This is a genomic window from Natronotalea proteinilytica (genome assembly GCF_055379935.1).
The window spans coordinates 2,184,086-2,210,902 of record NZ_AP043947.1; the positions used below are offsets into that span (position 1 = coordinate 2,184,086).

A 26,817-nucleotide genomic window follows, 5' to 3' on the forward strand; every position below is an offset into this window, starting at 1 on the left:
TACATTTCAACTTGATATAGTACTACTTGGTTAGTACTACTGTTATAGATAGTATTCAAGAGAACTCAAAACCGCTCCTTCCGATGCGTATGCACGGTATACATAGCGTCTTTGTCGTTCTGATAGCTGGATTGCTATGGGCGGCAGATGGAGGCGCTCAACAGACGAACGCACAAACGGTAGCGCTCTCCTTTGAGGAGGCCGCAGCCCACAACATCGAACGTGAGACGTTGGACGCTGAGCATAGAGATGCGGCACATGCTGACCCGGAGCAAGCCGTATTTCCTGCCCAACAAGATGCAGTAGTCGATGCCTGGCGAACCCTGTTCGGCGCACTGATGAGCCACTTGCAATCAGCAGACGTAGTGTGGAATGCTGACACGCGCGGTTACTTTCGCGTGTATGCGCATCCTGACGGATCGATACGTCACCTGCTGTTCACGCTGCACGAGGGCGATTTAGGAGAAGCCAATGGTTTTCAGGAGGCCATTAATGAGTTTGCATCCGAATACAACTTCGGATTAGAAACCGACGAGCCTTATGCCCAGTGTGGCACCATCGTCTTACCGGCTCCCTAACGCGTATCGTCATTGTTCTTCCCCTGTACAGTACCCCCCGAATTGCTATGCGCAAACGCTCGCTTACTCCGCTCGGCGAAACAGAAATGGAGGTCTTGCACCACGTATGGGACCTTGGCGAGGCCACCGTGGCCGATGTGCGCGCTCGCATCCTGGATGATCGCGAGGTAGCCTACACCACCATCATGACGGTCTTAAAAAACCTGACGGAGAAAGGCTTCCTGCAGTATCACAAAGAGGGCCGTTCGTACGTGTACTCGCCCGCTCGTCCGCCCGATGAGGTACGACACAGTCTGGTTGGCGAACTCGTCCGAAAGGTGTTCAAAGGCTCGCCCATTTCGCTGATGCAGACGCTGGTTGAGCGCGAGAATCTTTCCGATGACGAACTGGACGACCTCCGCGCTCTCATCGACAAGATAGAGGACAACGACAATGCTTGAACTCCTCGACACACTGGGACGCGCAGCGCTTCCGTCAATCTGGATGCCGACGCTGATATGGACCCTCTGTGCAGCCGCCGTATGGGGTGGACTGCGCGTCGCCAGCACACGCCTCTCCGCACTATCCCATTACTGGATGCGCATGGGACTGCTGCTTAGCCTGCCCTTGGGCATTGTGGCCGCCGTGTGGATGCCGCAATTCAGCACCGAAACGTCAGGCGCTCTTGCCTTGTGGGGCGGTGCGCTCTCCGAAATCACCGTGCAGGCTGCGTCAATAGGTGGCACTGCTACGTCGCCATTGTTTGTGGGGATTGGACTGCTAACGCTTGCAGCAGGAGCCGGAGCCGTGTATGCGATGCTTCATCTTCTGCGCGACGGATATGCACTGCACCGTCTCCGCAACACACTCACGCCCTATGCACCAGATGACGTCCAAGTCGTCGTGGATACACTAGCGCAGCGTATCGGAGTGCAGCGACCGGTGCAGGTACATGTATCTGAGTCCGTTGCCACGCCCATGACGTGCGGCGGGCGGCATCCGCTTCTGCTGCTCCCCCCAGATGTAGCCGACGATGAGCAGGCCCTCCGCCTGGCCGTGCTGCACGAGTTGGTGCACATTCAACGGTGGGATTATCTGCTGGCCCTGGGGATTCGAGTCGTTCGGGCGTGTGCCGTGGCCCATCCCTTTGTGCATCACCTACATCACGAAATAGAACAGTACCGCGAGGTGGCGTGCGACGCGACGGTCTGTGCCCAACCGCAGGTGCAGCGATCGGTCTACGCCCGCTTGCTTCTTCGCCTGGCGCAGCGCTCGGCGGCTCCGTCCCCGGTCCTTCGCCTGGCTCAATCATCTTCTACCCTCAAACCCCGACTACACGCTATGTCTGATTTTTCTCGCTCCACACACCCCGCATAAGCTTACTGATGAGTGGTCTCTTGCTGGTTGCCACCCTTGGCCTCATGGCCTGTACCGACACCACATCGGAAGATCCGCCTGCCGCTAACGAAGACGCGCCCATCATGAACGAGGCGGGTGATGCCTATGTGGTGGTTGATACATCACCAAATTTGGAGGGGGGCATGCAGGCGCTCTACGAGAACATCTCGTATCCCGATGTAGCTCAGGAGCACGGCGTGCAGGGCCGCGTTGTCGTGCAGTTCATTGTAGATGCCGATGGCAACGTGCAAGCACCGACCGTCGTGGAGAGCCCGGAGGTGGGCGACAGTGTGCCCGGAGAAGCTGTGAAGGCTCTTGAAACTGAGGGAATTGAAGCAGTTGAGTCAGTATCGTTCACCCCTGGCCAACAGGATGGGGTACCGGTTGACGTGCAAATGTCGCTCCCGGTGATGTTTCAGCTTTCCGAGTAGCGGCTACTGCTGTAGAACATACCATACACGTAGCACCGCCCGGCGGCCTATACCGCTCAGGCGGTGCTTTTGTGTTGTAGCGCAGAGGAGCAAGTCGGTACAGTACCTCAAACATCACTTTAAGTCAGGCGTCTGATTGCGGGATGAGGGGAAGTCCGATGTCGCTATGGTGTTCGCGCTCAATGCGCGTTGCGTAGGTGTGACACTGCACCTCTAAGGTGGGCCACACAGTGGCTTCCAGCAGATGTCCACCCACCGTAGAGCCGTCGGGATAACTCAACGTGGCATGGGCATGCACACGCACCGCATCCTCAAACCATGTGAGATTGCCCGTCAGATGCAGCACCTCGGCCTGCGTATCTACCGGAATCGGATCGTACGTCTGTGTCTCTCGGTTGAAAAATGCCAGTGTAGCCGACGAGAACGCTCCTATTCCCTGAAAGGTAGCGCTTTGCACCGAATGGGTGTCGGCAAAAGCGAGCAGTTCATCGGTGAGATCTGCGTGCTGGTCGAGCACGAGCAGGTGGGTGGCATCGGGGCGAAGCGAAAGCGCACGGTGCGACATACGATTGGGGAAAGCTGTTGACAAATAGCGGAGGAGGTCAACGAAATGAGCAGTGTGCAGTTGCGTCTGCTGGCTTCATGTAGTACGTTGTCAATCCCCGTTCGCAGGCCAGGAGTACAACGAGGGTATGCCAAACACAGTTACGCATTGGGTACGATACACCGCTCTGGTGCTGATTGGGGGCGGATTGCTCTCGCTGATGTGGCCCTTGCCGGGTCCACCCGATACGGTGCCCCATACGCTGCAGATCACCGATCGCACGGGCACGCCCCTACGCACCCTTACGCCCCAGGGGCACCACACACCGGTCCGGCTATCCGACATTGATACGACGGCGGTGCAGGCGCTCATTGCCACGGAGGATAAGCGATTCTATCAACACTGGGGCGTCGATCTGCGAAGTGTGGCGGCGGCGGCGCATGCCAATTGGAAGGCCGGACGCATTGTGCGGGGCGGCTCTACGCTTACGATGCAGGTGGCACGTACGCTACGGAACCGATCGAACCGAGGCTGGCTCGACAAGCTGGCTGAAACGCATCTGGCGTTGCGGCTGGAGTTGCGCTGGTCGAAAGAGCGTATTCTGGAAACGTGGCTCAATCGTGTTTCTTTCGGGAACCGGGCGCACGGCATCGAAGCGGCAGCTCGGATGTACTTTGGCACCTCCGCCCGTGATCTAACGCCGCACCAGAGCACCTACCTCATCGGATTGCCGCAGAGTCCGAGTCGCCACAACCCCTATCGGCACCCCGATCGTGCTAAAGCCCGACAACAGCAGGTGCTTAGCGCTCTGGTTCAGAACAATGTGCTTGCCCCCGCCGATAGCGCTGAATGGGCCGATGTATCGCTCTCGTTATGGCGTCGCAACCGGGTGATGCAGGCGCCCCACTTTACCGAAGCGCTCCGCACCAACCCACAGGCCGATCCCACCGCTCGCGAGTGGCGCACCACCCTCGACGCCGATCTGCAAACTCGTGTAGAGGCTCGCGTGCGCAGTCGGCTGCGTGCACTGCGCGGGCAACACGTCACCAACGCCGCCGTGATTGTGCTTGACAATGCTACGGGCGCCATCCGAGCGTACGTGGGCAGCAAAGACTTTTGGGATACGCACCATGGCGGCCAGAATGATGGCGTACGCATGCAGCGTCAGCCGGGAAGTACGCTTAAACCGTTTGTATACGGACATGCATTGCAGACCGGACAGTACACGCCGGCCTCTATTCTGCCGGATATTCCACTTCACATTCCCGAGGCTGGTGGCGCCTTTAGCCCTCAGAACTACGATAATCGATTTCGTGGACCGGTGTCTGTTCGCGAGGCGTTGGCAGCCAGCTACAATGTCCCCGCGGTGCATGTAACTCGCAAGGTGGGGCCTTCCACTCTCTTGAGTGTGTTGCACAACGCGGGATTTGAAAGCCTCACCCGATCGGCCTCGCATTACGGCGTGGGATTGGCGCTGGGCAATGGAGAGGTGCCGTTGTTACGGTTGGCGGAGGCGTATGCCGGACTTGCGCGCGGAGGATCGCGCATCGAAGCCCAGTCGTTGGCATGGGTTCGTACTGCCTCTGGCGATACGGTTGCCGTGCCTACTGATCCTCCCAACGCCATGGGATTGCAGCCCGCCACCACGGCCCAACTCACCGATATCCTGTCCGATGACGATGCGCGGACACCCACATTTGGGGCAAGCAGCCCTTTGGAATTGCCGTTTCCGATCGCTGTAAAGACGGGCACCTCAAAAGACTATCGCGACAACTGGACGGTAGGCTACACGCCCGAGCACACGGTAGCCGTGTGGGTCGGCAACTTCGACGGGTCGCCTATGCAGCATGTAAGCGGCGTTACGGGGGCCGGCCCTATCTTTCACGATGTAATGCACGAGTTGGGGCCCGGCGGTTCGTTTGATACGGAAACCGGCCTTGTTGGAGCCGCCGTATGTCCGGAAAGCGGACACAAGCCGGGTGCCCATTGTCCGCTTACACGCACCGAGCACTTTCAGCCCGGCACCGTCCCAACCGATACCTGCACCGTGCATCAACGCATTGCCATCGACAGGCGCACAAACGAGCGCGCCACACCACAAACGCCCGAGACGCATGTTGCAGAGCGTGTGTACACCGTGCATCCCGCCAAATACCACGACTGGATGCGCCGGGAAGGTCACCGGTTGCCCCCTGCACGTCCTGAATCGGCATCGGTTGACATCCAAACGGCCCAGCATGCCGAAGCTCCACAGCGTCCAACGATCACCTATCCCACGCCGGGATCGCGCTATGTGATCGATCCGGTGTTGCGTGCCGAGCATCAACGGTTGCACTTTCGTGGGCATGCTCCAGACAACTGGACCGACATGCAGTGGTTTGTCAATGAGACTCCTACGCGTTCTCCATGGGCACTAACGCCTGGGCAGCATACCATCACACTGTCGGCCCGCGCCCCGGATGGAACGCGTCGCGTTAGTCCGCCTGTATCCGTCACTGTCTATGAGGTGGAAGACACGCCCTGACCCCTATTGACGTGTGACACCTGGATGATTGGGTGTTTTCCCCCCATCCTGCCCTTCCTCCCCGGTACGTGTTTAGCGACTTAAGATCGCCGGGGACGCAAGCGGTCTCCGGCGATGGGTTTTACTCACAGCGTACCGTTCCGTAGCCCGGGATCAGGAGCGGAGCGGATATCCCGGGCGGCCATTGAACCACGCTAAGCAGATACCCTCCCCGAGGAGGAAGGAACCAGAGGGCGCTCTCATGAAGGGGATTCAGGGGGAGGGATTTGTGTGCTCACAGATGCCCCAAGCGTTGACCTGTGATACAGCACCAGAGGAGTTACGCCGGCGGGGTTGCCCGTGGGAGTTCGATACGAAATGTTGACCCTTCATCCACCTGAGAATCAACAAGTTGAAGGGAGCCATCGTGGTAGTTTTGCACAACTCGCTGCGCCAGGCTTAGACCCAGTCCCCAGCCGCGTTGCTTGGTGCTAAATCCGGGTCGAAAGATATTCTTTCGAGCGCTGCGCGGAATCCCGACTCCCGTATCCTGCACATCGATGCGAATGGTAGACTCAGCAGCCTCCGCCTCAATACGAATAGTGCCCGCCCCCTCCAGGGCATCAAGCGCGTTCTTGAGCAGATTCTCAATGACCCAGGCAAAGAGCTCCTCGTTGGCCTGTGCGTAAAGCGCCTCGGGCACGTCCACCCTCAGCGTGACCTGCTGACTACGCTGCGGAATGCGTCGCTCAATGTAGGCGACCGTGGCCCGAATCACCTCCGACACGTTGATGGGCTCAAGCTTAGGCATCGACCCAATATCGGAGAAGCGATTGGCCACCCGCTGCAGCCGGTCGATGTCGTTTTCGATTTCATCGAGCGCTTCTTCGCGATGCTCGTCTGATACATCGGTACGTAGGAGTTGCGTCCATCCCATTAAGCTAGAGATCGGCGTGCCCAACTGGTGAGCCGCTTCGCGAGCCATGCCCACCCATAGGCTGCTCTGCTCGCTACGGCGTACATAGGAGAACCCGACATATCCCACCAGAATGAAGAGCGCTACAAACCCCAGTTGCACGTATGGAAAGATGCGAAGCTCGCGCACCAGCGCCGATTCGTTGTAAAACACGTACTGGGTAAGCTCCAACGTGTCGCTCGTTTCGGGATCGGCGTATTCGGCGGTGACTGGAATAGGCGGAAATGCCTGCTTCATCGCTTCCAGTCGATCATTTAACGTCGCCCGCGCCTGCACCGAATCTTCCGGGCTAAGATTCGACAGATTATCTGGAATGGCTACGTTGCGCCAAAACAGCGGCTCTGTTTGGGTTGAGTCGGTGATGATGGCCGGAATCGCAAATGGGTTCGGCTCCAGGATTTCGTTCAGAATGAAATCCACCTCTCCTGTAGGAGGCATCGAGCGGGCCCAAGAGAGCGCCTGACGCAGTTCAGCTGAATCGGTATCGGGCACCGTGTCGAGCGTGATTTCTTCATCGACCAGCTGCTCAAGAATGGGCCACTCGGTTTGGTATGGATTCGTAGTGCGGTCTTGCGCCTGGGCAACTTGGGCTTGCGCGTCGGCCCAGAGTTGGATCATTGACTGCTCGCGTTCACGCAGACGATCTACCAGTTGATTGGTGTACCAAAGCGACGCAATAGCGATAACCACCGCGAACACAATAAGTCCGAGCTTAATCCGGACAGACCATCGATAGGTTTGGGCCATGCATATCCACCATAGGTCAACAGATCGGTTTGTGCAGTCGTATACGCGTCGATGGGATTAGGCTTCCATCGCAGCTGTTTCAACAGCTTGCAGCATGCCCTGGGGCGTGGGCGTGTCTGCAACGGCGTCTACCGAGAGGCCTTGGTCGTGCAGAGCCTGGGCTGTTGTGGGGCCAATGGCAGCGCATTGGTAGCGCGACAGGTCGTATCCCGAGGCCTGAACGGCTTTGAGTCCCGACGGACTGAAAAATGCCAGACAGGCAGGCGGATCGGGCAGATCGATCTGGGTGCGCGTGTGGGTTCGATACACTACCACTTCGTCGTAAGGCTGTTGGCAGCGAACAAGCGCACGGGGAAGCGTGTCGCGGCGCCGGTTGCCAGACAGGAAAAGCAGCTTTCCGGGGGCGTCGCCCTTGATCTTTTCGGATAGGGCTTCGGCGTTACCGGTATCGGCTCCTACTGCAGTGCCTCCGATGTCGTGTACCACCGCCGCTGTGCGCGGCCCCACCACGTACGTCGGTTTTGCAATCCAGGTTGTTGGGGAGAGATGAGGGGCGTCCTTAAGCGCATCGTGAAGTGCTTTGACGGCACGTGGACTGGTAATTAGGAGCCCGGCATAGTCGTCGGGACGGGCGAGCAGGGTGTGCAACGGCGGGGGCGATAAAAATTCGAAGCGAAGCACCGGTTTGCAGATTGCCGTGTACCCATGCTCGGTGGCAGCACGCACATACGGATCGGGGCCGACTTCTGTGCGAGGGTGGCGTAAGAAGACAAGCGGCCAGTCATCCATACCTAAAAACGAGGCTATGTAGAGACAGGACGGATGTCGGCAAGCACTTCGGCACCGCCTGCAGCGAGCAGTTCGGCGGCAAGAGCGGTTCCTGTAGCCGCTGCTTCATCAAAGGATGCAGTTTTTTGCGCACGAAGTGTTGTGCTGCCATCAAGAGCAGCTACACATCCATCAATTACCACTGTGTTATCGTCTTGCAGGCGCGCCCAGGCACCGGTGGGCACCTGGCAGCCTCCTCCAATACGTTTCATGAAGCTGCGCTCTGCTTGTACAGCTGTGGCTGTGGACAGGTCGTGCACTGTGCCTTGCAGGAGCGTACGCAGGGCGGTGTCCTCGGTGCGGCTGGTAATGCCCAGCGCGCCCTGTGCTACGGCGGGCACCATAATGTCGGCTGGAATGACCGTGCGAATGGCCTCTCCACGATCGAGGCGCCGTAGGCCGGCAACGGCGAGGACCATGCCGTGCCAGTTGCTCTCGGCTAGCGTATCGAGACGCGAGTCAACGTTGCCCCGCACTGGCACAACATTCAGATCTCGTCGCCACGCCAATAGTTGGGCGCGGCGGCGGAGCGACGCTGTTGCCACGGTGGCTCCTTCTGGCAAATCTTGTAGGACGCCGTCAAAGTCGGGGTGCGCAATAAACGCGTCAAACGGCGAAGCGCGCTCGCCAATTGCAGCCAGCGTAATGCCATCGGGCACGCGCGACGGGATGTCTTTCAGCGAATGTACGGCACAGTCGATGCGTCCATCGAGCAGTGCACGGTCGAGCTCCTTTGTGAAGACCGATTCGTCACCGATTTCTGAGATCGGAACGCCCTGTACACGATCGCCTCGTGTTGTGATGTGTTGCAACGTGCTTTCGTGGCCATGACGAGCCAGGTGGCGTTGGATGCGGCGGGCTTGCCACAGCGCCAAGTCACTGCTGCGCGTCCCAATAACGAAGGGCGACGAGGGGGTGGACATACAGACAGGTTATCCGTGTGGAGAGCGAAGAATCGCGCGGATCGAATCGGCAGGGGTTGAGGCGGCCTCGTATGGACACCGCTCATCGGTTTGCGACCCGGGCACGTCGGAGAGCTGGGGACGGTCGTCATCATCGCGATCGGGAAGGCGGTCGGTCGCTTCCTCATCGCGAGTGAACAGCGCGTGCAGCAGCTTAATGCCATGCACAAAGTCGATGCTATCCGGATCCACATTTTTGAGTCGTACGATGGGCACCGCCAGCAGTTTTTGCATGATGGACTGGGTAAGGCGATCAACCTCTTCACGGTCCATACCGTCTACGCGGTGGGCATGGCGCTCGACCTCTTGCTTCCGGATGCCTTCAAAGGTATGCCGAATGGCTTGAATGGCTGGCTGAAGCGCCTGCTGATGAAACACCCAGGTTACGAAGTCGCTGAGCAGTTCATTGCAAATGGCTTTCGCTTTTGGAATTTCGGCGCGACGCTGTGAGTGAACATCCGTCGTCCAATCCTCAAGTGCGTCCATATCACGCACCACGTAGTCATCGTTCGCGTTTAACGACGGGTCTACGTTGCGTGGCACCGCCACATCAACTACAAAGGCGGGCAGCGGCTTATACGTACGCTCTGGGGCATCCTCGGCGTTGAGCACGTGCACCGGGGCGCCCGTTGCGACGAGAATGACATCGGCATCGGCAAGGGCGGCGTAGCGGTTTTCCCAGCGTACGATGTTGATGTTATGCGTATCAGCAAGTGCTTGTGCGGTATCGTGGGTGCGATTGGTAAGCGTGACCGAAGCCGGCTGGTAGTTATTCAGCGCGTGCAGGGCCAACTCTCCCATCTTGCCTGCTCCCAGCACAAGCACATCTTGCGCTTCCAGGTTGTTAAAGCCGTAGTTTGCAAAGAAGTCATCCGCCATAGCCAGGGCAGCGGTGGATACCGAGGCGGTGCCATTCGACACGTTGGTTTCATGCACCACGCGCTTTGCTGCCCTAAAGGCCGTATGCATCAGGCGATGCATGAGCGAGTGGACCTGGTTGCCATCAATGGCTCGCTGATAGGCGTCTTTGACTTGCGATAGGATTTGTGCATCACCTACAACAACGGAGTGCAGGCCACTGGTCACATGCAACACATGTCGTACAGCGGCTTCGTCGCGCAAGGAGAACGTGTGATCGGAGGGCCACGGTGTTTCGGCTTCTGCAGCAAGCGCCTCCTGAATGCGCGTCCGGTCGGCGGAGCGGCCATACAGGTAGACCTCGGTCCGATTGCATGTAGACAGCAGCACCATCTCCGCATCGTCGCTCAGCGACACACGGTCGTAGATGCGTGCCTGCGCATCGGGTGAGAAGCTAAAGGCCTCGGTTTGTTCGACCGATGAAGATACGTAGTTAATACCAAACGCGTAAAACGTCATGCAGGGGGTGGAAGGATGGACTACAGAACATGACATAGAATACAACCGTCTTGGAAAAACCCGGGTTCAATGTAGGGGTGAATTACAAATGAACGGGGGATGGTATAGTCAGGGAGATTCTATGTGGTGCGGGCAAATCGCAATTGCAGGATGAAGAAAAAGGAAGGGGCGTATGCGTCATTGGCGCATGCCCCTTCGCCAGTGGATGATACCTGTTGAGGCTATTTTCTCGCATATTGGTGTGCCATTGGAGCCGGCTATCTATTGTTGCATGCCGCACCTTGGAATGCATGAAGAAAGCGCTGTGCTACGGGTGAATGACGTACCCTTTCCGACATTGTCTGAAAGGGGCGGTGTAAGCCAAAAGAGGTAGCGTGGTTTATCAAGACATATGGTCTTGGTTCTACTGTTGTCTAACTTATTCCAGGTGCGTGCTATGAATCGTTTTCTTATTAGTGTTGGAACATTCCTCAGTTTATTTACGATAGCATCGCTTGTAGGGATGTTTGCAGACCTGGAGCGCATAGAGTTTTGGGCTTTAGGACTGGGGATAGGCATTGCTTTGCTTATAGTGTGGGCTCCTTTGTATTTAGTGGTGCGCACGCGCACTGAGCGGGCACAGGCCGCAGCAGCGGAGCCTGTAGCAGCCCAAAAGCATCTACGCCCCACCATTGCCTTGTCCTCAATCACATGGGGCGTAGTTGTTGTATTTGTTGGAGCATTGGCTACTTTGCTTGTCAGCTTGGCGCAGGTCATCGTATTTACTGCGGGGCCAGGATCGGGGTGGGGGCAAATTGGCGTCGGTGCATTTCTGGTGCTGGTTGTGTGTGGACCCATTCTTGTACTTGCACACAAACTTACCAAGCCCACCCCAGCGGCAGCCCCTCCATTTGTAGCTGAGGAAGATCTTCCAATGGGGGCACCTGCTCGGGCCTTCACAAGTGATCCATCATCCGACGAACACGAAGCTGCCAACGAATGGCCATACGCTTCAGTAGCGGCTGAAGACGGAGTCATGCAAGACGAAGAGCGGCCATACACCGGTTAAGCAGCGTCTAATCAGAGCAGTAGTGCCGTGTCACACCTGAATGTTATGGTCCAACATTGTCATCGCGAGGAGGGAGCCCTGCGACTGACGCGGCGCTGTGAGCGCTAGCGAACGAGTACTCCTGGGGTGCGATCTCATGCCGTTGATTGGGCGGCTGCATCTAGTCTGGAAGCAATGAGATTGCTTCGCTCCGCTCGCAATGACAAGGTTGTGAGTTGTTCGCGGTACGTTAGGGTGCACATGCGTTACCCGAAGATGGACCTGTGACAGAGCATTAGTGGTGTGTCACATCTGAATGTTATGGTATGGAGTGGACTCGCGTTGAAGCATTTCAAACCAAATGTTCTGTCATGTTGAGCAAGCGAAGGGCCCCCAGGGCCCGAAGCGCGTCGAAACATCTCCTCGGCGCTCAGCAGCTACTGGCAAATCAACGGCCCTGCCCAGTTCGTGGGAGATCTTTATTCGCTACGCTCATCAGTCGCTACGCTCGTGTCAGACTCCGCGTCTCCTAGGCGGAGCCGCTACGCTCAAGATGACATCATTAAGACGGGGGTGTTGCAACCCGAAGATGGACCTGTGACGCAGCAGTAGTTACCGTGGGGCATGCTACGCGCTCTTCGTTTGTCCAGCTCGCAGGGTGAGTACAGGGCACGGGGCGCGGCGTAGCAATCGGCGGGTGGTGCTTCCTAGAAGCATCCGCTTCAGGGCGGAGTGGCCGCGGGTAGCAATGACTGCAAGGTCAATGCTACTGCGTTCAATAAGGTCAATAAGGATAGGAGCAGGTTCGCCTTCTTTGATATGAATGCGGTGCTCCACAGCCGGGCCATTAGTGCGGTCAATGAGTTGCTGCAGCGCTTTCCGGCTGTTTTCGACCATCGCTGGGGGCATCTCCAACGTTTGCAAACCAGGAAGCCCGGTATCGCTGAAGACAGGGATGGTACGCTCCTCGGCAACGAACAACAGGTGCAAGGTAGCATCAAACTGGCCAGCCACCGATCGGGCATACCCATAGGCCTCATACGAGTGTGGCGAAAAGTCAATGGGGGCCACTACATCAGAGAGCGTTTCTGCGTTACCCGGGGTCGCCCACGGAGCCGACTGCCCTACCAGAAGTACCGGACAGGGCGCTTTTTCGGTCACCCGGCTGGCTACATGCCCCAGGCCAAACTGGTCGCGCTTGGTATGCCCACGCGTCCCCATCACCACCAAGTCAATGTCACGCTCACTAGCGTATTCGACAATGGTAGCAGATACGTCGAAGCTCAACTGCATCGACACATGCGTTTTCACCTCGACGGCGGTGTCGTCGGGGACAAGGTTGGTTAACATCTGCTGTGCTTCCTGCCGAATGGCATTGCGAAGGGCTTCAGCACGTCGTTCCGCATCTTCAAAGCCATACCAGCTCGAATCGAGCTTATCAACCGCGTGCATGATGTGCAATGTGGCATCAAAGCGCTTGGCAAACAAGAGCGCTTTGCAAAGGCCGGCCTTCGAGGCGTCCGAAAAGTCCGTGGCTAGCAGAATGGTGTTGATATCCATCGTCTTGGCATCCATCATTAGATAGCGGCAATTGTTAGGTAAAGAAAACGAAAAAGACGGCGATTGCTTATTCGAGGTTAGGGATCAATTTACGCGGGCAGCAACGAACGGCTTTCGTGCTGCAACGTAAGGACCGGACAGGGTGCATGGCGCACAATTCGCTCGGCTACGCTCCCCATAAGCAGGCGGTTAAGGCCTTGACGCCCATGGGTACCCATTACTACAAGATCAATATCTTCTTCTTTGACCGTGTCGAGCAGTTCTTCGGGCGGGTACCCGACGCGCACCTGAGCTTGTGCATGTTCGATGCCAACATGCTTGCTAAGCAGGTCGGCCAGTGCTTGCTCAACATCCGGACGCACCGCATCGGCATCTACCTGCTTGGGTTCAATGCCATATGCCATCGGAAGGATGACTTCTTCAATCGCATGAACGACCAAAATCTCGGCGCCGTACGTCATCGCCAGTTCGTAGGCGTGTTGCAACGCACGCTCTGAAGCATCTGAAAAGTCAATAGGCACCAGAATGCGCCTCATAAGTTGCGAGGGGGCATGCGTAGCCTCTTTGCGGACCGTAAAAACGGGACACGGTGCACGGCGCACAACTTCTTCGGTTACGCTTCCAAGAAGCATTCGATCTACACCCCGGCGCCCGTGCGTGCCCATTACAATTAGGTCTGATGACTCCTCCTTTGCATAGGCCAGAATTTGCTTTCCAGGAACGGCGCCTTCGCGCTGCGTTTGATGAATCGATAGGTCGTCGACGGAAAACTGGGTGATTTGAGACGCATCCGCCCACGTTTGGAGGGTTGCCGTAGGGATGGGGAATGTGGCACGCACATCCTCAAAATTGTAAAGATGGCGCCCTGCTACATTGAAGATGTGGAGGTCAGCATTGTGCCAGTGTGCCAATGAGGCGGCATAAGGAAATGCGCGCTGGGCGCCGTCTGAAAGATCCGTCGGGTACAGAACACGGTCGATAGCAAGCATAGTGAAGGTCGGGTTCAGATGGAAAAGCCACGGAAAAGCCCCGCTTTACGGGAAAAACCTGCTGGACATACAGTAACGCCATCGGAGTCCGTATTAAGCGTCCGTACTATCCCACGCTCTATACCGGGAAAACAGAACGAAGCCTTGTGGGAGATTCCCCCACAGGGCTACAGTGCACTATACATCGGAGGGCTGATCATCCTGCGGAAGGGCGCGCACGCTAAGCACGGGGCAGGGCGCCTGCCGAACGACCTTTTCGGCCACACTGCCCATCAAAAAGCGGGAAAGTCCGGTACGACCAGCGGTGCCAATGGCAATGAGATCAATATCGGTGGTTTCAGCAACCGTCAGAATTTCCGACGCCGGATGGCCTGACCGAATGCGCGAGCTGGCGTCAAGGCCTTGATCTTTGAGATAGTTTACTTCCTGACTGAGGCGGTCGGACACACGCGACCGCACCAGGCTGGTATCGGTGACTTGCGGCTCAATTCCGTAGGCGGAAGGCAGCGCAACCGATTCCAGTACATGCATCAGGGTGATCTGTGCCTGATACTCACGTGTTAGCGTAGTGGCCGCCTGAACAACACGATGGGTGTGCCGCGAAAAGTCGATGGGCACAAGCACGTGGTTAATGGAAGCGCCCGGCTCGGTTTGCACCTGATGGCGAATGGTGAACACTGGACACGGGGCATGCCGAACGACATGCTCGGCTACACTTCCCATAAGCGTATGCTGAATGCCCTGGCGGCCATGGGTCCCCATAACCACAAGGTCGATGCCGTGCTTTTTGGCATACGTCACGAGGCCTTCCCCAACCGAGGTGGCGGTAATGGCGTGTTCAATAATGTTCAGGGTATCTGGAGGCGACCCGTTCCAAGGAGTCTCCAAATCAGCCATAACATTAGCCGCCCGGATGTCAATGGCTTCCGAAAAGTCGTTCGGGGCATCGTGTACATGCACCACATGTAGGGGAACGCGAAAGCGCGTTGCCAGAAAGCGCGCATGGCGCAGGGCCTGGCGTGCTAACGGTGAACCATCCGTTGGTAGGAGGATGCGGGAAATCGTCATACACACATGGGGCCAATCTAGCAGGAAAAAAATTTAACGAAAGCAGCTACGAAGCCCCGCGGAAACAGCTACGGTTTATACAGATTGGGAAGGACCTCGCACACATGCCGACAACACTCGCTTCGCAGATCCTCACGCCTGCTGGAACGCTCCAGCATCCCTAATCCACCACCGGGTTTCTTTACCTCGGGGGGTACGTTGGACGCAGAGCGTCCATTCGTCCGTCGCGACGCAGAGGGGCGAAGGTCATGCCGGTTGTACATCGCGACGAGGACGCAATCGGGAGTTCGCTCCGGTTGCGTTGTGTATACACCATAGGCGGAAACAGGGGGACTTTTTTCGTTTCGAGGAGCGACCGAAAGGAGCGGGCTCTCCTCGCTCTAAAAATCACGAGCGCTGCTTTTTATCAATCTGTTTAAGCAGTGGCTTCGTCAGTCGCCTCCGAGGTTCCCAAAAGGCTGCGCCCATGCACTTTTACTGTCAGGACAGGACACGACACATGACGAACCACTTTCTCAGTTACGCTTCCAAGGCGAAACTCACGCCCTCCGGTGCGCCCGTGTGTCGCCATTGTAAGCAAATCGACGCCTTCTTCTTCAGCTACGCGAGGAATGATACGAGATGCACGAGCGGCTACGTCTACCCGCGTGCGTACGTCTACTGTGTTGTAAGGCGGCGCGTGCAACGATTTTTCGACAAACGCATCCAGTTCCTTCTGGACTTTCTTTTCGATATTCGGGTCGGCATCTTTGACGGATGAAACACCGCCCACATAAAAAGCAGGATGCAGCGTGTCTTCGATGACATGATGCACGAACAGGTCGGCTCCAAGCATATCGGCAGCCGCGGCGCCATGCTGCAGGGCCTCGCGCGAGTGATCAGACAGGTCTACGGGCACGCCGATGGTTTTGACGGGATCCGGGGCCTCGGTAAGGTCAGTGTCGGTGCCGCGTACAGTCAGTACCGGGCTATCGGCATAGCGCACGACCTCAGCCGCTACGCTTCCCATCAAGATGCGACGCATGCCCCGGCGTCCGTGTGTCCCCATAATGATGAGATCGATGTCGTTCTCATCGGCATAATCCAAAATGGCCGGAGCGGGAGCCACATCGCGTACTACGGCTTCAACCAACTCAACATCGGTGGCGACCGCCTCTCCGTCTACCTGTCCCAGGCGTTTGCGCAACCGCTTCATGTTTTCACGCTCGCGGTCAATGATCGACTCGTCTCGCTTTTGGTGGAGCACCTTGGCATGAATTACGTGCAGTTCAGCGCCCGTCCGTTCGGCCCAGTCGATAGCGTATTGTACAGCCCGGTTCGATGTCGAGGAAAAGTCGCGCGGAACCAGAATACGATCTATGTGCAGCATAGCGTCGGCAAAAGTTGATGCGTACGATCAGTGTTCGGAGTCTGCGGCAGTGCTTAAGGGCCTGTTCAGGGTTCGGTCAGAGCCATTCGGAGCCTCAAACCGAGATCGAAACAAGCTTGGAGAGATGCGCAGCGGAGTGTTCACAGAATAGGTGGCAGCCGTCTTGAATGCAACCGCTTTTCTCGGATCGATCCCCTGTTGATGCGTGGGGCATACCCCGTCATCTGTAGCATCTGCTTGCAGTGTAAAGGCCATGAGCTACTCGACCTGGCGTTGCACATGAAGATGGGCCAATGCAGCTTGGCCACGCAACACAGGTCCTTGCTCTACATAGCGATCCATCGGTATGCAGCAGTGGATCGTATCGCTGGCGAATGCAGCCTGTAGGGTTGGGATCGACACGTACCGATCGGATTTTGATGGACCGATACGATCGTACTTCGGCTGGGCATGGTCCGTGCGAAACCACAGCCCAATGATATGCCCACCGGGCCGCACCGCATCGCGCAGGGTGGTGTACAGTCTGCTCCGCTCGTGGGGCAGCAGTTGCACAAACGCCACCACCGCAGCATCATACGTGCGTTGTGGCGACCAGGTACGCGCATCGGCATGGAGCGCGGCAAACGACACGTCGTGTTGCGTCGCGTACGCCGCGGCGGTATCCAGCGCCGAAGCGGCAAAATCGAGCACGGTCAAGTCAAACCCATGGGCGCGCGCCAGTGGCAGCGTGTTGCGGCCATCGCCGCCGCCCACATCCACCACATGCGCGGTAGCAGGAAGCGACGAAAGCACATCGGCAATGAACGGGTCGGGGACCGCTCCAAAAAGACGATCATGGGCCTCAAAGCGCTCGTTCCAGAAGTCGGGCTGACTGCTGGCTCGTGCTTCGGGAGCCGGCGCATCAGAATCAGGCATGGATTGAGGCCGTGTCAGCGAGCGATTCAGCGCGTTCGATAAGCGTTTCTATTTCACCAAGTCCATTTTGCCAAAACGTCGGATCGGTAAGGTCAACGCCTAAGCGTTCTAACAGGCGGTGGGGCCAGTCAGAGCCGCCCGCTTCAAGCACCGAAAGGTAGGCGTCGGCGAAGCCATCGGGAGCTTCCTGATAGCGGGCGTAGAGCGCCAGTACCAGCAGTTCGCCAAAGGCGTATGCGTACACGTATCCGGGGGTGTGCAGGAAGTGCGGGATGTAGCTCCACCAGCGGCGGTAGTGCTCGCCCAGCGTCACCTCGCCATCGAACATAGCGCGTTGGGTGTCCATCCAGTGAGTTGCAAACGTATCGGCATTCAGTTCACCTTCGGTACGCCGGTGCGTGTGGATTCGGTCTTCGAAGCGGTTCATGGCGATTTGCCGGAAGACCGTGGCCATGGTGTCATCGATTTTGCCGATGAGCAGCGCCAGTTCGTCGGCAGGGTTGTCTTGCGTGGCCATGAGCTTTTGGAAGACGAGCATCTCCCCAAAGACCGATGCCGTTTCAGCCGTCGTCAGGGGCGTGCTTTGTTGTAACGGCCCTTGTTTGCGCGCCAGGTACTGGTGTACGCCATGCCCCAGTTCATGCGCCAGAGTTTGCACGTCGCGAGCGCGCTCGGTGTAGTTGAGCAGCACGTACGGGTGGACGCTCGGGACGGTGCTGTGGCTAAAGGCGCCGCTGCGCTTGCCCTCGCTAAGCGCTGCATCAATCCAGTTCCGCTCGAAGAACTGCTGGGCGGTGCGGGCCATACGCGGATGGAAGGATTCATACGCATCCAGAACCAGCGTTTGAGCTTCTTCCCACGGATACGTCGTTTCGACATCTCGGATGGGCGCGTAGCGGTCGTAGTCGTACAACGTATCGAAGCCAAGCAGTTCACGCTTCAGGCGGTAGAAGCGCCCCGCGAGGTCATAGCGTCCGGTGACTGCTTCGATGAGCGCCTCCACCATTTCACGCTCTACCTGATTGGACTCGTTGCGAGCGTCGAGCCAGTGATCGTAATTGCGGAGACGATCGGTAGAAGCTTTGTCGGCCAGCAGCGTGTTGAACACAAATGTAAGGGGGCGCTGCAAATCGGCCAAGCCGTCGGTAAACGATAGAGCAGCTTCGCGGCGCGTATCGCGATCGGGCTCGTAGAGCTTGGATAGAATTTCCTGTTGCGATAGCGTCTCGCCGTTGAGTGTGTATTGCTTTTCGCCAAGGGTTTCGTCGAAGAAACGGGTCCACGCTCCGCTGCCGGTAACGCGTTTCTCGGAGAGCACCTGTTCTTCCGGCTCGCTTAGCACGTGCTCGGCGCGGGCATGCTCTACAGTTAGGTAGTGACGGTAATCAGCTAGTGCCTCGTGATTGATGAGGGCGCTGGCGCGGTCGTCGTCAAGTTGGGCCCATTCCACTTCAAGAAACAGCAGTTTTTGCTCGATGTGCGAATACTGTTCGCGCACATGCTGCAGCAGGGCCCCGCGCTGATCATCGGTGGTTTGGGTGGCCCAATGCAGAAAAGCGTACGCATGGGCGCGCCCGGCCCGATCGAGCAACGTTTCGTAGGCGGCAAGCGCCTCAGCAAGCGTTTCGGCATCATACGAGGAGATGGCGCCACGGTGGGTATGGGCAAACGCCTGGGCATCCTCCTGTAACGCCTGCAAATCGCTACGTAACGCATCCGGAGACGCATATAGATCGCTGAGGTCCCAGTTAACCTCCGATGCAGAGTTTTTGCGCTCAGTCATGATTTTTCAGAACGTGAGTAAATATGATGCGTAGAGTGCTACAATACGGCCCCGCCACAAAACATGTGCTCCCCACCTGTAACCGCATATGTACACCGTGCCTTCGGAGTACTGAACGCCGTATTGTGCGGTTTGTTGATTGATCTTTATTGATGACCTGTATCATATGATTACTGATCTGGAAAGTATAGCAGATTGGGCTACGGCTCAGTCTGCGTCGAAGCAGCATCCTATTTTTGTGTACAAACACAGTGCGGCCTGTCCGACGAGTGCGTGGGCACAACGAAACGTGTTGAATTCGGAGTGTAATGGCGTTCCTGTGTACCGGGTGACGGTGCAAAAGGCGCGTGATGTGTCAAATCAGATTGCTACCGATTTGAACGTACGCCACGAAACCCCGCAGATTATTGTCGTTTATGACGGTGCGGCGGTTGGACATTGCAATCATGGCCGCGTAACCCCCGAAGAAATCGAAACCCTCACCAAAGATCTTCACTCCCCATCATGAATATCAGTCGTGTTGCACGTATTGCACTTAGCGTGCTTCTTGTTGTGGGATTGGCGGCCCTTGTTGGCTGTAGCTCAAACGATGAGCAGCCCGACCCGTCTGAAGCTCCGCGCGTCATGGGGCCTGAAGAGGGCGATACCGGGTATCCATCGGTGCAGCAGGCGGTGCTTGATGAGCCGTTTCCTGCGCCTAACATAACGCTCGAATCCATGGACGGTGAGCAGCTTACGCTCAACGAGGTCGACGGCGCTGTGGTGGTCAATTTCTGGGCAACGTGGTGCCCGCCCTGCCGTCACGAGATCCCTGATCTGATTGATGTGCAAAATGAATACGGCGACCGCGGACTGGTTGTCGTTGGCATTTCGCGCGACGATGAAGGGGAGGAGGTCGTTCGGCCCTATGCCGAGGACAAAGCAATCAACTATCCACTTGTGATCTCACAAGATGATGAACTGGAAGCTGAACTGGGTACGGTGTACGCCCTTCCCACTACGCTGCTTATAGATCCCGACGGCATGGTTACCCACCGCATGATGGGGCTGTTCGATGTGGATTCGCTGCGCGAGCAACTTGATGAGTGGCTTGACGACGAGGCCGTTGCGGATCGGTCGTGAGGGTGAAGGGAGGAATCTACATGTTGAGGGGTGAAAGTGAGAATGGGTAATGCGTTATTCTCCTTCAGGCATATAGTACTGTGTCACACCTGATTGTTAGGGTACGGAGACCGCCTGAAACGCTGTATCCCAGCCCCCTCCCTAAAAACCTGTCATGGTGAGCGCCCTGACCGCAGGGAAGAAGTGCTTTTAGAGTGCACGCGACGGGCCCAGCCCGGAGCACGTCGAACCATCTCCTCGACGTTCAGCAGGCTCTGATCGATCGAGCGGCCCTGCTCATTTCGGGGGAGATCTTTACTCACTGCGTTCGTCAGTCGCTACGCTCGTGTCAGGACTCCGCACCTGCTAGACGCAGTTGCTCCGCTCAAGATGACAACATCAAACGGGGGTTTTGCAACCCGAAGATTGACCTGTGACACAGCAGTAGTAGTACACGGTGTAGTTTTCTTCGCTGTATAGAAACAGGTCACTGGAATTGCTGGCTACTTGCTTTCCCTTGGCAGGCAAGGCGATCGCGTTCAAAATTTCGTTAGTGGTCCAGTCATAGATGTAAAGATTGTCCAGCGAGTACGAGCCGTTGCGTCCGCCTTCCCCTTCCAAAAGTTTCGCCAGTTGAGCAGACTGATTGGGAACGACTGCAGTATTATGTAGCAGCAGATCTACTTCCCCGGGAGGGACAACTGCCTGCATTCCGCTCTGGCTCTGCGCACTGGATGCGTTCGAGCGCACATCGGTCACATCTTCGTAGGTAATCGTCTGGTTGTGCTCATTGGATTTGAGGTTGTATACCACGTGCATGGGCATATACTGCGCGCTGAAAACCGCATGTTCATCAGACACTGTGATGTACCCCGCTTGCAGAAACGGATTGGGCCCGAAGACGTCATCCATATCCAGATCGTCTCCACCCAGAGTAGTTGCGCTGCCTCCATCGGTTGACAATCGTGCCATGAGCTTATCGGGCGCATTGAGCGTCAGAGCCACTAAATCCTCTCCTGTTGGTTTTATTCGTGCAGGGATCTCTGCAAGCTGCAGCATATCAACATCCTCAGTGTCTGTTGCACTCAGGCGGAGCACACGCGGGTCATTTTGACGTGTGAGGAAAATGTTGTTATTCTCATTGATAGCCAGACTGAAAAGTCGTTCTACTTCCCCAGGCCCCTCCCCTCTCGGAATGCTAATTTGATGGGCTAAGGTATCCGCGTTTAAATCATAAACAAACACCTGATTTTCGTACATTTCAATCCAGGCCAGATACCGCTCATTAGCATCGAAACTTGTATAAAGACCATATTCGCTCAGTTCAAGATTTGGAAGTGGCTCCCAGGTACCTTCAAAGCCTGGTCCTCCTTCGTCGTCCTGCTGCTCAGTACCACAGGCAGCAAGCAGCAGACCAACTACGATTAGCAAGATTTTTCGATTCAGCATGCGCGTTTTCAGTCGTGTTGTCTCAATGCAATGCGACCTCCGGACAGTGTACTCATTCAAGGAAGGGGGTATCCAATTTAGGGAAGAGGGAATGTTCATTCACTTGCTCATGCTGCTACCCTTTCATACACCAACCTCCCCATACACCAACAGCAAAACGATCGACCTTCCACACAGCGTGGCGGTCGATCGTTTTTTGTTTCGTAAAGCAAATATGTTCGTCGGAGCCTGCTATTCTTCTTCCTCTTCGCCGTTGCCCTCGCGCTGACGTAGGTAATCCTCAATGCTGCCGACTACGATGCGGGTTTCTTCATCCACCTCTACATCTTTGACATCGCCGGCACGGATCAGCTTTTTGATCTTTTTGCGGTCAATTTGCTTGAGGATATGGCGCGCTTCCGTGCGACTCACCACATCTTCGCGATATTCCTCAGCGAACGACCGCAGGAAATCAAGCGAATCGTCTGATATTTCGATGGTACGGACTTCCTCATTGTCCTCCGAAAGGGTCCAGTCCAACGACGCCTCAATCAGATGCCGGTCAATCCATCGCACGATGGTTTGCTTCGACAGCTTAACATCATCGGAGAGTTCGTCCAGGGGGATGGTTTGCACCTTCTGCATCATGGAAGCACGTAGCAGCGTGAGGTAAAGAGATACGAGAACGGAAACCCAATTGGGGTCAGGTTGCCGGGTTGCATGGCCCGCCAGGCCTCGTCAATGCAATGAAGCATGTGCGTATAGCCATTCAAGCAATGTGCGTTTATGTGGGAACATGCAATTTGTTCCTCATCACATGCGTGTGGGCAGGTAGACAAGCAGGGCGTTCGGCTATTTTTCGACGGCCCGGAGTGCAGTAAGCGTATGGGCTGGCAGCCGTAAGATGCCGCCTGGTGCATACTTTGTTTGGGCGGTAGACAGCACCTCACGCAACTCCGGAACGACGGTCCAGCGCACGCACTCTCGGTTCGCGTTATGCGTTTCGGTGGGAAGGTGAACCGAATGGGGGGCGCTTCCCTGGTTTAGAAGCACAAGAAACGTATCGTCCTGAATGGATTCCCCGCGTGAATTTTTTTCGGGGAGCGATCCACGAAGCACAAACCCAAACGTGGTCAACTGATCGTCATCCCAGTCAGAACCGGTCATTTCACGTCCATCGGGATGCCACCAAAGCGCATCACTAAGGCCTTCCTCTTCAGGCCCACTTAAAAAGTGGCGTCGCCGGAAGCTTGGGTGGGCTTTTCGGAAAGAGGTGAGTCCCTTTACAAACTCTAAAAACTTTTCTTTGCGAGGTGTCAGGTTCCAGTTATACCACGTCGTTTCGTTGTCCTGACAATACGGATTGTTATTTCCGCCGCGTGTGTGAGAGAGTTCGTCGCCTCCCAGAATCATGGGCACGCCCTGCGAGAGCAGCATCGTGCTCATCAGGCTGCGTTTGCGACGCTCGCGGCAGGCGAGTACCACAGGATCTTCTGAAGGCCCCTCTACACCACAGTTGATACTGATGTTGTGGTCGTGTCCGTCTTGGTTATCCTCACGATTGGCTTCGTTGTGTTTCTCCTCGTAGCTCACAAGGTCCTCGAGCGTAAACCCGTCGTGTGCCGTTACAAAATTGATGGAAGCGAACGGACGGCGGCCTGAGCGTTCGTAGAGGTCGCTCGATCCGGCCATGCGGGTGGCAATTTCGCCATTGTATCCACGGTCGCCGCGCCAAAAGCTGCGCACCGAGTCACGGTACCGTCCATTCCATTCGGCCCACTGCCAGGGAAAGCCCCCCACCTGATAGCCTCCAGGCCCTACATCCCACGGCTCGGCAATCAGTTTAACTTGACTGAGGACCGGGTCTTGCTGAATGATTTTGAAGAAGGGGGCGAGCATGTCAATATCGTACAACTCGCGGGCAAGGGTTGAGGCAAGGTCAAATCGGAAGCCATCCACATGCATCTCCAGTACCCAGTACCGCAGGCTGTCCATAATGAGCTGCAGCACGTACGGGTCGCCCGGATCGAGCGTGTTACCAGTGCCCGTGTAATCCATATAGTAACGCGGATTATCGGGATTGAGCTTGTAGTAGATCTGGTTGTCGATCCCGCGAAGCGAGAGCGTAGGGCCCAGTTCGCTGCCTTCGCACGAGTGGTTATATACCACATCGATAATGACCTCAAGCCCGGCATCATGGAGTGCCCGCACCATCATCTTGAAGTCGCGCACCGCGCTAACAGGGCCGTTGGTGGCGTACGATGGTTCGGGAGCAAAGTACCCGAGGGTGTTATATCCCCAATAATTCGTCAAGCCCTTTTCGACGAGAAAGTGGTCGTTGAGCTTGGCATGAACGGGCAAGAGCTGAACTGTAGTGATGCCCAGACTCTTGAAGTGATCAATCATCGGCTCCGAGGCCAGCCCCAGATAGGTACCGCGGAGCGCTGGGGCGACATCTGGATGGCGCTGCGTAGCCCCCTTTACGTGCGTTTCGTAGATGATGGTCTCCTCCCAAGGAATTCCCGGCGAGCGGTCGCGCTGCCAGGCGAAGGTTTCTTCGACAACGGCCCCCAACGGAGCATGAGGGGCGCTATCAAGCGAACAAAAAGAACGGTCGGCCTGCGAGCTGGTGGTGTCGTAGCCGTACAGGCTCTCGTGCCACTCAAGTGGGCGCCCAATCGCTTTTGCGTAAGGGTCAAGCAGCACCTTGTTGGGGTTAAATCGCAACCCCTCGTCAGGATTGTACGGCCCATAAACGCGATATCCGTAGAGCTGGCCGGGGCGCAAGTTCACGATGTAGCCATGCCAGATGGGCCCCGTTTGCTCGTGCATTTCAAATACATGGCTGGGGTGCTCGTCGGTGGGGGCATCAAACAACAGCAATTCTACTTTTTCGGCATGGGCGCTGTGCAAGGCAAAGTTTACGCCGATACCATCCCAAGAAGCACCCCGTGGATACGGTTTGCCCGGACGAATGCGCAATCCGTCTTGAACACGCCCAGCGTTGGACGTTGTGTGGGGCCTAGAAACAGGCTGATGCATAACGAAAAAATCAGTAGTTGATACAGCAAAACAACAAGGGGGCTACCATCTGCACTGTTGAAGGAAAATGCCTCCGTTTGTCCGTCATTATGCAGTATCGATGGTAGGATGTTAGGTGGAACGACTGTTAGCGCACTCGACGGGAGCACCTGACAGCGGAGCGTACGGGCATGAACACATACGGCCGTTGCATCTCTACAGTGGTGGAAGACGCCTATAACTGCGCATGCTTCAAGGGGCCGCAAAAACTATGCGATAGCTACGCGTGCCATGCAGCAGACAAGCTTATTACGCGCATTATACCGGTGGCGACTGTAGATAGAACCGGTAGATGGGCCAGACACATCGAACAGTCTGTAACGCTTCACTGACAAGCCGAGCGCCCCATTCGAGCACCTGATCGCGAGGCATGAAGCGGCGCAGCCAGATGCCTGTGGCCTTGTTCAGTGCATCGGGTACTTCGGTTAGCCGATCCGTGTGATAGACCGGGTCGGCGCCGCGACGGGTGCGGTAATAAAAGCGCCACTGCTCGCCCTGGCGTGTCAAGCATGCGTTTACGTAATCCAGATACGTAGCTGGTGCTTGGTTGATATGCTGCTGAGCTTGCGTGAGCAGGTCGGTTGCGTGCGCCCCCACGAAAACGCCCACCTGAAAGCCATCGGGGTCGATACGGTGTGAGATCTGCACATCCTTAAGCCGCTTCGTATGCGGACGATAAAAAGCAAGCCACAGGTTATCATGGCAGCCGCCGGCTCCAAAGTCGTTCTTGAGTAGGCGGCTAAATACGTAGCGCTCGGTTTCAAAGTCGAGGCGGCTCGGTAGCACCCAGTTTACGACTAGATCGTTGCGATAACGCTTAAACGGCGTCTTGAGCAGTTCGTGCAGGTGGGGCTTTTCTTCATTGTACTGGTCGATGTGGGGCGTTTCACGCAGGCGCCCCAGTAGCTCAAATACTTCGGGGGTCCACCCCTCAAACGAGCAGTCTGGGGGCTGTTGCATGACAAGGGCTGACGCAGGCACCTGATCTGGCGCACGCGTCGGGGGGGAAGCGGTGCTCATGATGCAAGCAGCTAATGAAGCAGATGGCAGACGCATCCCCCCAGCGCGTCTTACAAAGAATGTGAAGGATTCAGCCAGCTACTGGGCAGGCACGCCGGTGTCCGATTGCAAAAACGAGCCCGCACGCTTCACCATATCGGGGCTGCCAATAAACAGTGGGGTGCGTTGGTGAAGCGTTTCCGGGGTAACGTCCAAGATGCGGTTTCGCCCGTCAGTAGCCATGCCGCCCGCTTGTTCGACGATAAACGCCATGGGGTTGGCCTCATACATCAGACGAAGCTTGCCATTGGGGCTGCCCTGCGTAGCCGGGTACATGTAGATGCCGCCTTGCATCAGGTTGCGATGGAAGTCGGATACAAAAGAGCCGATGTATCGGGTTTTGGCAGGGCGATTGGGGTCGTCTTCGTCGTATTCTTGCAGCCAATCGAGGTAGGACCGTAGCCCTTCTTCGAAGGCGTGGTAGTAGCCACTATTGATGGAGCAGATACGTCCGCGATTCGGGGTTTGAATGTTGCGGTGCGAGAGAAGAAACTCGCCAATGCTAGGGTCTAGCGTAAACCCATGCACGCCATGGCCGGTGGTGTAGACAAGCATGGTGGAGGAGCCATACACGATGTACCCGGCTGCCACCTGATCGGTGCCTGGTTGCAGCGCCATATCGAGTGAGGGCTCTTCGTCGACGTCATCGGGGATGCGGTAGACGCTAAAGATCGTACCGACCGATACATTTACATCGATGTTGGAGGATCCATCGAGCGGATCCATAAGCACGATGTACTTGCCGTCCGTTTCGCTCTTTGCGCTAATGGGAATGGCTTCAGCATGCTCTTCAGAACCGATGAGGCAACACTCACCTCCACGGCGCAGCGCCAGCACAAACTCTTTATGGGCCAGGGCATCCATTTTCTGCTGAACCTCGCCCTGCACATTGGTTTCGCCGGTGGTGCCGTAAATGTCAAGCAGCCCCGCACGCCGCATATCGCGGTTTACGATCTTGCCAGCCAGACTAAGATCGTGCAGCAGTCGCGAAAACGAGCCGGTAGAATGTTCGAACTGATCTTGTTGTTCAAGAACAAACTGCTCAAGCGTTTTGAAGTCGCCCAGTTCGGCATGGGCCGGATAGTTACTCATAGTACCGTCAAAACCTTATGGG

24 protein-coding genes are annotated in these 26,817 nt (G+C 56.6%); 8 read left to right on the forward strand and 16 right to left on the reverse strand.

The window, feature by feature from the left end; all coding sequences use genetic code 11:
* The first annotated feature begins 89 nt into the window (after nucleotides 1-89).
* From ACZ5AL_RS08645 to ACZ5AL_RS08660, 4 genes are read left to right on the forward strand one after another with little or no spacing between them, the layout of a single operon-like run.
* Nucleotides 90-578, forward strand: coding sequence for a hypothetical protein (locus tag ACZ5AL_RS08645; RefSeq protein ID WP_464509970.1), 489 nt, complete (start codon nucleotides 90-92; stop codon nucleotides 576-578).
* A gap of 47 nt (nucleotides 579-625) precedes the next feature.
* Complete coding sequence (locus tag ACZ5AL_RS08650; protein WP_464509971.1) at nucleotides 626-1,018, forward strand: BlaI/MecI/CopY family transcriptional regulator; 393 nt, start codon at nucleotides 626-628, stop codon at nucleotides 1,016-1,018.
* Nucleotides 1,011-1,934 (forward strand): M56 family metallopeptidase, encoded by a 924-nt coding sequence (locus ACZ5AL_RS08655; protein WP_464509972.1) that lies wholly within the window; start codon nucleotides 1,011-1,013, stop codon nucleotides 1,932-1,934. Before ACZ5AL_RS08650 ends, ACZ5AL_RS08655 begins: the two co-directional genes overlap by 8 nt.
* A gap of 8 nt (nucleotides 1,935-1,942) precedes the next feature.
* A complete protein-coding gene (locus ACZ5AL_RS08660; RefSeq protein ID WP_464509973.1) occupies nucleotides 1,943-2,386 on the forward strand; it encodes an energy transducer TonB in 444 nt (147 codons plus the stop codon).
* Nucleotides 2,387-2,510: 124 nt separating this feature from the next.
* On the opposite strand, the gene ACZ5AL_RS08665 is transcribed toward ACZ5AL_RS08660, so the two are convergent.
* Nucleotides 2,511-2,951, reverse strand: coding sequence for a PPC domain-containing DNA-binding protein (locus ACZ5AL_RS08665; RefSeq protein ID WP_464509974.1), 441 nt, complete (start codon nucleotides 2,949-2,951; stop codon nucleotides 2,511-2,513).
* Nucleotides 2,952-3,078: 127 nt separating this feature from the next.
* On the opposite strand from ACZ5AL_RS08665, the gene pbpC reads away from it, so the two are divergent.
* Nucleotides 3,079-5,454, forward strand: coding sequence for a penicillin-binding protein 1C (gene pbpC / locus ACZ5AL_RS08670; RefSeq protein WP_464509975.1), 2,376 nt, complete (start codon nucleotides 3,079-3,081; stop codon nucleotides 5,452-5,454).
* Nucleotides 5,455-5,773: 319 nt separating this feature from the next.
* On the opposite strand, the gene ACZ5AL_RS08675 is transcribed toward pbpC, so the two are convergent.
* From ACZ5AL_RS08675 to hemA, 4 genes are read right to left on the reverse strand one after another with little or no spacing between them, the layout of a single operon-like run.
* On the reverse strand, nucleotides 5,774-7,156 hold the full coding sequence (locus ACZ5AL_RS08675; protein ID WP_464509976.1) for a sensor histidine kinase: 1,383 nt from the start codon (nucleotides 7,154-7,156) through the stop codon (nucleotides 5,774-5,776).
* A 57-nt stretch (nucleotides 7,157-7,213) separates the two neighbouring features.
* Nucleotides 7,214-7,945, reverse strand: a complete 732-nt coding sequence (locus tag ACZ5AL_RS08680; protein ID WP_464509977.1) for a uroporphyrinogen-III synthase — start codon at nucleotides 7,943-7,945, stop codon at nucleotides 7,214-7,216.
* Between the two features lie 14 nt (nucleotides 7,946-7,959).
* The gene (gene hemC, locus ACZ5AL_RS08685) at nucleotides 7,960-8,907 is read right to left on the reverse strand and encodes a hydroxymethylbilane synthase (protein ID WP_464509978.1); all 948 of its coding nucleotides are present in this window, start codon (nucleotides 8,905-8,907) and stop codon (nucleotides 7,960-7,962) included.
* 9 nt (nucleotides 8,908-8,916) lie between these two features.
* Nucleotides 8,917-10,359: a glutamyl-tRNA reductase gene (gene hemA / locus ACZ5AL_RS08690; RefSeq protein WP_464509979.1), complete on the reverse strand. Its 1,443-nt coding sequence runs from the start codon at nucleotides 10,357-10,359 to the stop codon at nucleotides 8,917-8,919.
* A 400-nt stretch (nucleotides 10,360-10,759) separates the two neighbouring features.
* On the opposite strand from hemA, the gene ACZ5AL_RS08695 reads away from it, so the two are divergent.
* Nucleotides 10,760-11,371 (forward strand): hypothetical protein, encoded by a 612-nt coding sequence (locus tag ACZ5AL_RS08695; RefSeq protein ID WP_464509980.1) that lies wholly within the window; start codon nucleotides 10,760-10,762, stop codon nucleotides 11,369-11,371.
* Nucleotides 11,372-11,977: 606 nt separating this feature from the next.
* Here ACZ5AL_RS08695 and ACZ5AL_RS08700 read toward each other — a convergent pair.
* The 6 genes from ACZ5AL_RS08700 to ACZ5AL_RS08725 form a co-directional block, all read right to left on the reverse strand.
* The gene (locus ACZ5AL_RS08700) at nucleotides 11,978-12,928 is read right to left on the reverse strand and encodes a universal stress protein (protein WP_464509981.1); all 951 of its coding nucleotides are present in this window, start codon (nucleotides 12,926-12,928) and stop codon (nucleotides 11,978-11,980) included.
* Nucleotides 12,929-12,999: 71 nt separating this feature from the next.
* The gene (locus ACZ5AL_RS08705; protein ID WP_464509982.1) at nucleotides 13,000-13,899 is read right to left on the reverse strand and encodes a universal stress protein; all 900 of its coding nucleotides are present in this window, start codon (nucleotides 13,897-13,899) and stop codon (nucleotides 13,000-13,002) included.
* Between the two features lie 177 nt (nucleotides 13,900-14,076).
* Entirely contained in the window at nucleotides 14,077-14,967 is an 891-nt protein-coding gene (locus ACZ5AL_RS08710; RefSeq protein ID WP_464509983.1) for a universal stress protein, read from the reverse strand.
* Nucleotides 14,968-15,382: 415 nt separating this feature from the next.
* Nucleotides 15,383-16,336, reverse strand: coding sequence for a universal stress protein (locus tag ACZ5AL_RS08715; RefSeq protein WP_464509984.1), 954 nt, complete (start codon nucleotides 16,334-16,336; stop codon nucleotides 15,383-15,385).
* Nucleotides 16,337-16,594: 258 nt separating this feature from the next.
* Entirely contained in the window at nucleotides 16,595-17,251 is a 657-nt protein-coding gene (locus ACZ5AL_RS08720) for a class I SAM-dependent methyltransferase (RefSeq protein WP_464509985.1), read from the reverse strand.
* On the reverse strand, nucleotides 17,244-19,034 hold the full coding sequence (locus tag ACZ5AL_RS08725) for a M3 family oligoendopeptidase (RefSeq protein ID WP_464509986.1): 1,791 nt from the start codon (nucleotides 19,032-19,034) through the stop codon (nucleotides 17,244-17,246). The genes ACZ5AL_RS08720 and ACZ5AL_RS08725 overlap by 8 nt, the downstream gene beginning before the upstream one ends.
* Nucleotides 19,035-19,200: 166 nt before the next feature.
* On the opposite strand from ACZ5AL_RS08725, the gene ytxJ reads away from it, so the two are divergent.
* Both ytxJ and ACZ5AL_RS08735 read left to right on the forward strand, forming a co-directional pair.
* A complete protein-coding gene (gene ytxJ / locus ACZ5AL_RS08730; protein WP_464509987.1) occupies nucleotides 19,201-19,542 on the forward strand; it encodes a bacillithiol system redox-active protein YtxJ in 342 nt (113 codons plus the stop codon).
* Nucleotides 19,539-20,156 carry a TlpA family protein disulfide reductase gene (locus ACZ5AL_RS08735; RefSeq protein ID WP_464509988.1) on the forward strand — a complete coding sequence of 206 codons (618 nt, stop codon included), beginning with the start codon at nucleotides 19,539-19,541 and terminating at the stop codon, nucleotides 20,154-20,156. Before ytxJ ends, ACZ5AL_RS08735 begins: the two co-directional genes overlap by 4 nt.
* 378 nt (nucleotides 20,157-20,534) lie before the next feature.
* Here the strand turns inward: ACZ5AL_RS08735 and ACZ5AL_RS08740 are convergent, their stop codons facing one another.
* The 5 genes from ACZ5AL_RS08740 to fbp all read right to left on the reverse strand — a co-directional run bounded on the left by ACZ5AL_RS08740 (nucleotide 20,535) and on the right by fbp (nucleotide 26,795).
* The gene (locus ACZ5AL_RS08740) at nucleotides 20,535-21,584 is read right to left on the reverse strand and encodes a hypothetical protein (RefSeq protein ID WP_464509989.1); all 1,050 of its coding nucleotides are present in this window, start codon (nucleotides 21,582-21,584) and stop codon (nucleotides 20,535-20,537) included.
* Between the two features lie 231 nt (nucleotides 21,585-21,815).
* The gene (locus ACZ5AL_RS08745) at nucleotides 21,816-22,211 is read right to left on the reverse strand and encodes a hypothetical protein (RefSeq protein ID WP_464509990.1); all 396 of its coding nucleotides are present in this window, start codon (nucleotides 22,209-22,211) and stop codon (nucleotides 21,816-21,818) included.
* A gap of 204 nt (nucleotides 22,212-22,415) precedes the next feature.
* Nucleotides 22,416-24,605 carry a glycogen debranching protein GlgX gene (glgX, locus tag ACZ5AL_RS08750; RefSeq protein WP_464509991.1) on the reverse strand — a complete coding sequence of 730 codons (2,190 nt, stop codon included), beginning with the start codon at nucleotides 24,603-24,605 and terminating at the stop codon, nucleotides 22,416-22,418.
* Nucleotides 24,606-24,902: 297 nt separating this feature from the next.
* The gene (locus ACZ5AL_RS08755; RefSeq protein ID WP_464509992.1) at nucleotides 24,903-25,664 is read right to left on the reverse strand and encodes a hypothetical protein; all 762 of its coding nucleotides are present in this window, start codon (nucleotides 25,662-25,664) and stop codon (nucleotides 24,903-24,905) included.
* 78 nt (nucleotides 25,665-25,742) lie between these two features.
* Entirely contained in the window at nucleotides 25,743-26,795 is a 1,053-nt protein-coding gene (gene fbp, locus ACZ5AL_RS08760) for a class 1 fructose-bisphosphatase (protein WP_464509993.1), read from the reverse strand.
* Nucleotides 26,796-26,817: the final 22 nt, after the last annotated feature.

Bases quoted from the DNA above. Each gene is read 5' to 3' on its own strand.
- ACZ5AL_RS08645 (WP_464509970.1), top strand. From the start codon at position 90: ATGCACGGTATACATAGCGTCTTTGTCGTTCTGATAGCTGGATTGCTA.
- ACZ5AL_RS08650 (WP_464509971.1), top strand. From the start codon at position 626: ATGCGCAAACGCTCGCTTACTCCGCTCGGCGAAACAGAAATGGAGGTC.
- ACZ5AL_RS08655 (WP_464509972.1), top strand. From the start codon at position 1,011: ATGCTTGAACTCCTCGACACACTGGGACGCGCAGCGCTTCCGTCAATC.
- ACZ5AL_RS08660 (WP_464509973.1), top strand. From the start codon at position 1,943: ATGAGTGGTCTCTTGCTGGTTGCCACCCTTGGCCTCATGGCCTGTACC.
- ACZ5AL_RS08665 (WP_464509974.1), bottom strand. From the start codon at position 2,951: ATGTCGCACCGTGCGCTTTCGCTTCGCCCCGATGCCACCCACCTGCTC.
- pbpC (WP_464509975.1), top strand. From the start codon at position 3,079: ATGCCAAACACAGTTACGCATTGGGTACGATACACCGCTCTGGTGCTG.
- ACZ5AL_RS08675 (WP_464509976.1), bottom strand. From the start codon at position 7,156: ATGGCCCAAACCTATCGATGGTCTGTCCGGATTAAGCTCGGACTTATT.
- ACZ5AL_RS08680 (WP_464509977.1), bottom strand. From the start codon at position 7,945: ATGGATGACTGGCCGCTTGTCTTCTTACGCCACCCTCGCACAGAAGTC.
- hemC (WP_464509978.1), bottom strand. From the start codon at position 8,907: ATGTCCACCCCCTCGTCGCCCTTCGTTATTGGGACGCGCAGCAGTGAC.
- hemA (WP_464509979.1), bottom strand. From the start codon at position 10,359: ATGTCATGTTCTGTAGTCCATCCTTCCACCCCCTGCATGACGTTTTAC.
- ACZ5AL_RS08695 (WP_464509980.1), top strand. From the start codon at position 10,760: ATGAATCGTTTTCTTATTAGTGTTGGAACATTCCTCAGTTTATTTACG.
- ACZ5AL_RS08700 (WP_464509981.1), bottom strand. From the start codon at position 12,928: ATGATGGATGCCAAGACGATGGATATCAACACCATTCTGCTAGCCACG.
- ACZ5AL_RS08705 (WP_464509982.1), bottom strand. From the start codon at position 13,899: ATGCTTGCTATCGACCGTGTTCTGTACCCGACGGATCTTTCAGACGGC.
- ACZ5AL_RS08710 (WP_464509983.1), bottom strand. From the start codon at position 14,967: ATGACGATTTCCCGCATCCTCCTACCAACGGATGGTTCACCGTTAGCA.
- ACZ5AL_RS08715 (WP_464509984.1), bottom strand. From the start codon at position 16,336: ATGCTGCACATAGATCGTATTCTGGTTCCGCGCGACTTTTCCTCGACA.
- ACZ5AL_RS08720 (WP_464509985.1), bottom strand. From the start codon at position 17,251: ATGCCTGATTCTGATGCGCCGGCTCCCGAAGCACGAGCCAGCAGTCAG.
- ACZ5AL_RS08725 (WP_464509986.1), bottom strand. From the start codon at position 19,034: ATGACTGAGCGCAAAAACTCTGCATCGGAGGTTAACTGGGACCTCAGC.
- ytxJ (WP_464509987.1), top strand. From the start codon at position 19,201: ATGATTACTGATCTGGAAAGTATAGCAGATTGGGCTACGGCTCAGTCT.
- ACZ5AL_RS08735 (WP_464509988.1), top strand. From the start codon at position 19,539: ATGAATATCAGTCGTGTTGCACGTATTGCACTTAGCGTGCTTCTTGTT.
- ACZ5AL_RS08740 (WP_464509989.1), bottom strand. From the start codon at position 21,584: ATGCTGAATCGAAAAATCTTGCTAATCGTAGTTGGTCTGCTGCTTGCT.
- ACZ5AL_RS08745 (WP_464509990.1), bottom strand. From the start codon at position 22,211: ATGATGCAGAAGGTGCAAACCATCCCCCTGGACGAACTCTCCGATGAT.
- glgX (WP_464509991.1), bottom strand. From the start codon at position 24,605: ATGCATCAGCCTGTTTCTAGGCCCCACACAACGTCCAACGCTGGGCGT.
- ACZ5AL_RS08755 (WP_464509992.1), bottom strand. From the start codon at position 25,664: ATGAGCACCGCTTCCCCCCCGACGCGTGCGCCAGATCAGGTGCCTGCG.
- fbp (WP_464509993.1), bottom strand. From the start codon at position 26,795: ATGAGTAACTATCCGGCCCATGCCGAACTGGGCGACTTCAAAACGCTT.